Genomic DNA, 7991 nt, shown 5'->3' with positions numbered 1-7991 from the left:
TCTTTTCCAGAATCTGCGCCGGACTGTCCCAGCTGATAGGCCGCAGCACCAGAAAACCACGGTTGAACCACGAGTTGAACAGGTGCTGGAAATCCAGATCGGTGCGCGCCAGATTCGGCTGCTCCTTCATGAAGCCCAGCAAATCCTTGCGCATGTGTACCAGCTGATGAGTGGCACCGGGAACCTGATTGAGCCGCCGTGCCAACTCTTGCCGCTTAGGCTCTGCAGCTTCCACAAGCTTTCGATAATTGGCTTCCGTCCGCTCTGTTTTATAACTGGAAACAACACTCTCCAGCTTTTCTGGATCGATGTCCATTTCGCGGTTCAAATGCTCAAAAAACGCCCGCTTTCCCTCAGTGTCTGTGGTGGCATAACCATCCAGAATCTCGTGAGCAATGGCCGCTCCGGAAACGTCTCCCTGACTGCTCATCAAGGCATTGCAAAGCTCGGTAAGGGGGCGCTCATCCCGCTTGCCCATAAAAACATAACGACGATCAAAAAGGGTAGAAAGTAAATCTGCCAGCAGGCTCATGGTCAGGCGTCCCGTAGTTGCACAGTGCAGTGCATCAGAAAATCGCCGGAAGCCTAACAAGGGACTGCTGGGAACGGAATGCAACAAACAGCTTAACAATGAAGTGATCCCTAACAGCACGCTAACATCTGTAAATGAGCGACAAGTGTGCTTAACTTGAGAGCATCATGTGATGGAGGCTTCAGTGAAGATCAACGGTGATTTTTCAAAGCGAGTGGTTGAGTTCAGCGATGATATTCCTTGGGTCGCGTCCCCAATGAAAGGCGTTGAGCGCAGGCCGCTTGATCGTTTGGGAGATGAAGTTGCACGAGCAACCACCGTTGTCCGCTTCGCACCCGGCAGCCATTTTTCTGAGCATGTTCATACAGGCGGGGAAGAGTTCTTTGTTCTGGCGGGAGTATTTCAGGATGAGCACGGGGATTTCCCAACTGGCTCCTACATCCGCAACCCACCTGAATCCAAACACACACCAGCCTCTGAACCCGGCTGCACCATCCTCGTCAAACTCTGGCAGTTTGACCTCGCAGACCGCACCCATGTGCGCGTGGACACCAACAAACTTGGCCGCGTAAACGATGCTACGCGCGAAGGCGTTGCTGTCTCCCCTCTGTTTCAGGATGAACGCGAGAACGTGCGCATGGAGCACTGGCAGGCAGGTGCAAACCACGCGGTTGAGGCCGAAGGCGGCGCAGAGATCTTCGTGCTGGAAGGCTCAATCATCGAAGACGGAGAGGACCTTCCCAAACACGCATGGCTCCGCGTACCCATCGGCTATGACCTCAACATCACAGCAGGAGAAGAGGGCGCCAAGCTCTGGATCAAATCCGGACACCTTCCCTATGTCACTGCCCCGCATGGGGGATAAGAGGACCGCCTAAAGCTGCTCCTGCAACCAGACCCGACTGCTTTCTTCCAGCGCGTTGCGAGCTGATATGATGTTCGCAACATGCTCCGGGAAAGAGGAGAGCTCATACCGCAGCGTATATTCCAGCTGTCCTTGCTCCCCGTCAGGATGCCACGTCACCTGCTGCACCGCAGGTGTGCTGCCATCCAAAACCGCTGGCTTCTCCAACCACGGTAAAGCAGAAAGCGTTGTTTCTTCAGAGAGTTCAATCTCAGGCAAAATCCCTTTTGCAACATCCATCCGTTGCGAGACCTGCGTCGAAATCGGCAATGTCCAAAGCACGGTGAGAAACCAGAGCAGAGCTGGCACGCGCGCGACCTCAACAAAGCGCAGTTGATACTTGCCCTCCAGAAACTGCGAGATCATCACGAGACCAGCCAGAATAAGCACCACACCAAACGCCAGCTCCCGCGCACTCAGTTGAGGGGACAGGAAGATAAACATGGTCACCAGCAGCACCAGCAACGTAAATGAAATGCCACAATACAGCTTGGTCAGCGGTGAGATCACCGGATCAAATTTAGGGCGATTGGTGACACCTGTTTTCTGTAGTTTACTGGTGTTCCGCCGCCTGTCTTCCGGTCGCCATCCCGTTGGTTTGAACCACAGCCGGACCTTGTCCCACCAGCTGCGCGTATGAAGGCTGTCGCGAAACAGCATGGACCAGTGCTGCAAGTTGGCTTTCACCGGATTCCACGTTTTCAGCGGCGTTGTGGTGCCATAATGGCAAGGATGCTCTGTCTCCTCCGGCTGCCAGCTGCTAAACATCCGATCCCAGATCACCAGCGTGCCGCCGAAGTTCTTGTCGATGTAAATCGGGTTCTTGGCATGGTGGACACGGTGACTTGAGGGCGTGGAAAACACACCTTCCATCAGGGGGATACGATCAATCGCCTGGGTGTGCAGCCAGAACTGATAGGCCTTCAGCAGCATAAATTGCACAAGGAACACTTCCGGCGGGCAGCCGAGGAAGGCGAGAGGCAGATAGAAGACCCACGAGAACGCATACTGAAACGCACTCTGCCGCAGTGCCGTGGTCAGGTTATACTCCTCACTTTGGTGATGCCCCACATGGGCGCCCCAAAGAAAATTGTAGATGTGCGCAATGCGGTGGAACCAGTAATAGCAGAAGTCCACGCCAAAGAAGAACAGGACCCATGTGGCCCAACTGGTTGAGCCAAAGTCAAACAGCCGGTAAGATGACCACGCCCAGATAAACACCGAGAATGTAAAGGTTTTTAGCAGCGCATCTGAAACCAGCAGGCAAATGCCCATGGAAAGGCTGGCAATGTTATCACTAAACCGGTGCAGGTCCCGCCCGCTCATACGCAGGTAGGCGTATTCCATCAGCATAAAAAACAGAAACAGCGGAATAGCCAGCGCCGTCACATTATACTCTGCCATTTTATTCCCCCTCGCACTGCATTCCAAAAGAATGGTCGTGCAACAAAAAAGCGTCGAGCTGCAGGCCTGAGCGAATACCAGTAAAGGACCGCAAAGGCGCTTATGTTGACTTTAACGTAAAGGCAGAGAGATGGGCTGACAACACAAATCTGAGCTCATGAAAATGGCGATAAGTAGAAGTTCTGCAAGAAGATGCAGGAGTTTTGCGCAGAACTAACATAAATGATTGCTGTCCAACATATTGATTTAAATGAACTAATGAAAATGACAGTGCGGCAACTGATCGCATTTTGAATATTTTTTCTGCAAATGATTTTTTTTGCGTTAAAAGTGCAATTACAGGGTAGGGTCCGCCTTGTCGGGCGACCTGAATATTCAAGGACCTTAGCTGGCTGTCCTTCACGGTTTTCGGTCATACACTCAGGGGACTGCAGGGGTATGGGCGCGCAGTAAAAGCAAGGGCTGTAGTTCAAAGAAAACAGAGTTTTCTGAACAATAAGAAAGAATTAACGGGAGACACCATGGCTGAACTGCTTATGTCAACACTTGCTGGCTTCATTATTGGAGCGATCTTCACCGCAATCAAACTGCCTATTCCCGCTCCACCAGTTCTGTCTGGTTGTGTAGCGATCCTTGGCGTTTGGGGTGGTCATCAGATCATGCTGCAGATCACTGAGCGCTTCTTCTCCTAAAGTGCGTTCCGTTTGACTGAGGCCAATCAAACCCTACAGCGTATCTCCGAAAAGTGGAAACCGGTTTTCGGATAAAGGTACGCAAAAACAAAGACTAAAGCAGTGCAAGTGTTTCAGCTTAAATGCGAACTGCTTTAAGTGCTCGCTAGAATAAAGAAGTGTTTACGGTCAAATTTCAAAAAGCGGTGCTGAAGTTCAGTGCCGCTTTTTTTGTACTTGCATAATAAAGAAATAAAAATGTATATAAAAACAAAAATATTGTCATATGGAGTTTCCCATGAATATCCTCCTCATCTCAGGAAGCACCAGAGAAGGCTCGTTGAATAAGAGCCTGCTGGATGCCGCTGAAGAAGAAGCGCATAACCTGAACCATCAGACGACCAGCCTGCCGCACCAGCTTGCCTCTTTTCCCCTCTATCACTCCGATCTTGAAGCAGATGCCGCCGTTCAGAACCAGCTCTCGATGCTACGGCAACAGATTGAAGCTGCTGATGTAATTCTGATCTCCTCTCCCGAATACAACGGCTTCCACACCCCGCATCTCCATAACATATTCACCTGGGCGTCCAGACGGGCAGCTGGCAAACCCCACTCCGTGCTTGAGGGAAAAGTGGTTGGTCTGCTAGCCGCCGCACCGGGTCCGTTCGGGGGTGTAAGAATGCTTCCGCGTCTGGCGTCGTTTGCAGCTGATCACGGTTGTTGGGTACATCCGCGATATGTCGCTGTCGGTACTATGGCATCAAAGACGAATGACGACGGTCAGCTAACCTGTTCGGAGACAAGACAAAAACTGCGCAATCTAATCAGCCAGACCTGCAAAATGGCCGAACCAGTAAAGATCACAGAACCTGCCTGAACAGGCCTGCTGCATCTCAGAAAAAGACAAACCCGGTGTCTCAAACGCCGGGTTTCTTTATGTCAGATTGCTTAGCAGGCGGGCAATCTGATCAAACAATGGGCAGTATTATCGATTTCTTGGATCCTCCTTCAATGAGTCCCATCCGGAAATATACACATATTCATCAATGAGTTATCAGAAGGTTGGTGCGTCATCGTTAGTTTGGCACGCCCCTTGCGATTGTGCCGACCAACAGAGTTTGCACAAACAGCGCGCGGAGAGGGGGCAGCTACAGAAACTCACAGTGCCACGTTTGGAGAGGCGGGCCTTAAGGCTAACGGCAAGTGAATTTCTAATCCGCGCGCGAGGGGAGATGAACCATCAGTCATCTCCCCTTAGCCTTCCAGAATTTGGATTGCGTTCGTATGTGCGTTGCTTTGCGTTAATTATGTGTTTCTAGCGTTGAATTGGAAAACCCATGGAGCTTCTTCGCTCTTTTGATGCCACACTCATTTTTGGTTTCATCGTCACCTTCATGGCGCTCAATTTCACTCCCGGTCCCGCGGTCCTGAAAGTGGTTGGCGACAGCATCACAAACGGTATTGGTAAAACCCACGCCAGCATGGCGGGTGTGTTCGGAGCCAACCTCATGTATGCGCTCCTCGCTGCGGGAGGCATGAGCGCGCTGCTGCTGTCTTTTCCGGTTCTGTTTGAGACGGTCAAATGGATTGGCGTAGCTTATCTATTGTATCTTGCATATGGCTCTTTCAAAGCCGCTTTCTCAGCCTCGCTGGGCGAAGCAAAAGAACAGAAACCAGCATCCACTTTGAAGCTGTTCCTCACCTCATTCGCAATGCAGGGCGCAAACCCGAAGTCCGTCCTGTCATTTGGCGCAATGCTGCCTGTGTTTGCTGGCGAAGGTGATGGCATGGCCCTGCGCATGATGGCACTGGCCATCTTCAACATCGCGCTCGAATACCCGGCATTGCTGTTTTACGCCTATCTCGGAACTCGGGCCTCCAAATTCGCAGTCTCCGCCCGTTCTCGCGCAGCTGTGGATGCCTTCGCCGGCACCGCATTGGCCGGTGCAGCCTACATGATCTCCAAGAGCACGCTGAAAACACAGTAGAGCAGCTTCTCACGCATTCAGGAAACTCAGTGCCTTCTCATTAAAGAGCGCTGGGTTTTCGAACATCAGGAAGTGGCTCCCACCATCGGCCTTGCGGACCACCTCAAGCGAGCCATTTGGCATTGAGGAGGCGATGAACTGCTGTGAAGCCAGCGGATGCCAACTGGCCTCGCCTGTAAACACCAGAGTGTGCTGGTGCATGTTAGGCAAAAAGGCCCGCCAATCCTGCATCATGAGGTTTTCGATAAGAGCAGCAGCGTGCACGCGGGGCAATTTCAGGTTCTCGGCAGCCAATGCGCGCAAGGCGGCATTACTAACCTTGCTGGTGAACATCCCGCTAATAATCTCAAGATGATCCTCAACATTGCGAGTCCTGCGAATAGCCACCACCATCTCATCAAGTGACTCCAAAGTGGGGTGGATAGAACCTGCCTCGTTGATCTCTTGTTGTGTCCAGGATGGCCGTGCCATGAGAGCCGCAGGCTCATCGATAAAAATCAGACGGCGCGCAGGGCGTTCAGCCCCGAACATATCCAGATATGCCCAGAGCATGGCGACGGAAAGCGAATGGCCAACCGCGTCGAAATCGCGAAGTTCCAACGCCTCAACCACATCAAACAGATCCTTGGCAAACCGATGGATCCGATAACCATCCGCGGGCTTTTGTGATGCGCCGTGCCCCCGGTTCTCAAGGGCATAAACCGTATGGCTCTGGCAAAAGTCTTCGAACTGACCCGCATATACAGATGCCGTCTGGCTCCAGCCACCCAGCAAAAAGACAGGCCGTCCTTGCCCGCCTGTCAGATACGAGAGTTCCACCCCATCTCGGGTCCGTACACTCTTGCGTTCCATCCTCTTTGCCTTTCGCAGACAACTCAGCACTCTCCTGCAAGTATAGAACCCAACACGTTACCCAGCCGCAAATGAGGTCTTAATCGCGAAGTGAGGAGCGCCACCTTGAATAACTGGTCCTAAATTTTACAGGCTGATCGCCTATCAGCCGGAAAGCTCTAACAACCACCATGCCTTGCTCCGGTATTGATGCAACAAGGTAGGTGACCGCGTTGGAAAACAGAATTGCAGTCAAAGACTTACACAACCTGAAAAGTTTGTGAGGGATTTGTCATCATGAGCGATCGTGTAAGTTTCAGCTGTTCAAAATAAAGTAACTACCCGCGCATTTTGAGAGTAATACCAATTCAAAATTATGGATTTATTTGTCTGCCATGGTATTGACAGGTCCAGCCAAGTAGAAGCTATGCTACTGCGTGTTCTTCAGGAAATGAAATCTGATTTTCTAACAAGGACAGTCGCAAATTCAAGCAGTTAGAGCATGCGCTCAGGCAGTCCATTGCCTTTGGTGTGCTCAATGCAACATCCTGAAATTGGTGAGGAGACGTGGGCATGGAAGCTGCTGCCTGTGCTGATACTACAATCAGAATGGAAACATGGAGAACGGAGGATCGGCAGATCAACTGCATCCTCTCTGCCAAGTGCGATGCACCTATCTCCAACTACACCTTATGCTTCAGCATGCTTGCGCCTTGTGAGGTGATTGAAGGTGCCACTGTCAAGAAAATGACGGCGGGCTACATAGAGCTTGGCTTTGACAGAGATGTACTGGGAACAGGGCAGGCTCTGGCGTTCACGCTCAAATACAAGCGAAGCATGAACCCCTCCAACCGCAGCTGGCTGCCAAAAGGCGCTTACCTGCGCATGGAGGATGGCAGCATTGCGCCAGTCCAGCTCGCCCCGCGCAGCATTGATCAGGCTTTCAGCACCAAGTTGCCAGAACAGCAAGCCGATCCCGCATCTCGCGAATTGATGCTTGTCCCAGCCCCGCAAAGCTGGCAGCCCTCCGGTGACACTCTGGACGTAAGTGCAGGTTACAAGCTGGACCGTTCTTGGAATGCAGAAAGCGAGGCCGACAGCACGGACGCTGTGGAAGCCCTTGCGGAGCGCAACAACATCGGCCCGTTCCTCTCTGAGGATGGCGTTGTGCTTCGCTTTGCCAAAAACGAAGATCTGGCGCAGGATGCCTATGAGCTCACAATCACACCAGAGGGCATCACACTCTCTGCATCAGCGGAAGCCGGTGCTTTTTACGGTTCCATCACACTGCTCAACCTCAAGCTGATCTACGGTGGAACCATCCCTTGCGGCCAGATTTCCGATGCACCACGGTTTGAATGGCGCAGCCAACATCTGGATTGCGCACGCCACTACTACGAGCCGGAGACACTGCTTCGGCTTGTCGATATGCTGGCCTTGTTCAAACTCAACCGCTTCCACTGGCACTTCTGTGATGATGAAGCCTTCCGTCTGGAAGTGGAGAGTTATCCGGAACTCTGGAAGAAGTCAGGGATGCGCGGTGAAGGTCGTGTCGTGCCGGGCATTTACGGTGCAGCAGACGGACCACAAGGCGGCACCTATTCCAAAGCCTTCGCCAAGCGACTGGTGGACCACGCCAAAGCATTGAACATCGAAATTCT

8 protein-coding genes are annotated in these 7991 nt (G+C 52.2%); 5 read left to right on the top strand and 3 right to left on the bottom strand.

The features are described 5' to 3' along the window. A partial coding sequence (locus tag PPL9_RS31395; RefSeq protein WP_161831321.1) for a malonyl-CoA decarboxylase N-terminal domain-containing protein occupies positions 1-532 on the bottom strand: 532 nt, incomplete at its 3' end. 184 nt (positions 533-716) lie between these two features. Between PPL9_RS31395 and PPL9_RS17000 the strand changes: the two genes are divergently transcribed. Continuing rightward, entirely contained in the window at positions 717-1397 is a 681-nt protein-coding gene (locus PPL9_RS17000) for a cupin domain-containing protein (RefSeq protein ID WP_057463854.1), read from the top strand. Positions 1398-1406: 9 nt separating this feature from the next. On the opposite strand, the gene PPL9_RS16995 is transcribed toward PPL9_RS17000, so the two are convergent. After that, positions 1407-2840, bottom strand: a complete 1434-nt coding sequence (locus PPL9_RS16995; RefSeq protein WP_057463813.1) for a sterol desaturase family protein — start codon at positions 2838-2840, stop codon at positions 1407-1409. A 521-nt stretch (positions 2841-3361) separates the two neighbouring features. Between PPL9_RS16995 and PPL9_RS16990 the strand changes: the two genes are divergently transcribed. From PPL9_RS16990 to PPL9_RS16980, 3 genes are all read left to right on the top strand, one after another. Further along, positions 3362-3532, top strand: coding sequence for a DUF1427 family protein (locus PPL9_RS16990; protein ID WP_057463812.1), 171 nt, complete (start codon positions 3362-3364; stop codon positions 3530-3532). A 277-nt stretch (positions 3533-3809) separates the two neighbouring features. After that, the gene (locus PPL9_RS16985; protein ID WP_082596933.1) at positions 3810-4388 is read left to right on the top strand and encodes an NAD(P)H-dependent oxidoreductase; all 579 of its coding nucleotides are present in this window, start codon (positions 3810-3812) and stop codon (positions 4386-4388) included. A 460-nt stretch (positions 4389-4848) separates the two neighbouring features. After that, positions 4849-5499, top strand: a complete 651-nt coding sequence (locus tag PPL9_RS16980; protein WP_208989434.1) for a LysE family translocator — start codon at positions 4849-4851, stop codon at positions 5497-5499. Positions 5500-5508: 9 nt separating this feature from the next. On the opposite strand, the gene PPL9_RS16975 is transcribed toward PPL9_RS16980, so the two are convergent. Continuing rightward, positions 5509-6351, bottom strand: a complete 843-nt coding sequence (locus PPL9_RS16975) for an alpha/beta hydrolase (protein ID WP_057463810.1) — start codon at positions 6349-6351, stop codon at positions 5509-5511. Between the two features lie 552 nt (positions 6352-6903). On the opposite strand from PPL9_RS16975, the gene PPL9_RS16970 reads away from it, so the two are divergent. Then, a partial coding sequence (locus PPL9_RS16970) for a family 20 glycosylhydrolase (protein ID WP_152986725.1) occupies positions 6904-7991 on the top strand: 1088 nt, incomplete at its 3' end.

It is taken from the genome of Pseudovibrio sp. POLY-S9, from assembly GCF_001431305.1.
Lineage (GTDB): Bacteria > Pseudomonadota > Alphaproteobacteria > Rhizobiales > Stappiaceae > Pseudovibrio.
This window is presented reverse-complemented; position numbering and strand designations above follow the sequence as displayed.

Bases quoted from the DNA above. Each gene is read 5' to 3' on its own strand.
- PPL9_RS16990 (WP_057463812.1), top strand. From the start codon at position 3,362: ATGGCTGAACTGCTTATGTCAACACTTGCTGGCTTCATTATTGGAGCG.
- PPL9_RS16980 (WP_208989434.1), top strand. From the start codon at position 4,849: ATGGAGCTTCTTCGCTCTTTTGATGCCACACTCATTTTTGGTTTCATC.
- PPL9_RS16975 (WP_057463810.1), bottom strand. From the start codon at position 6,351: ATGGAACGCAAGAGTGTACGGACCCGAGATGGGGTGGAACTCTCGTAT.
- PPL9_RS16995 (WP_057463813.1), bottom strand. From the start codon at position 2,840: ATGGCAGAGTATAATGTGACGGCGCTGGCTATTCCGCTGTTTCTGTTT.
- PPL9_RS16985 (WP_082596933.1), top strand. From the start codon at position 3,810: ATGAATATCCTCCTCATCTCAGGAAGCACCAGAGAAGGCTCGTTGAAT.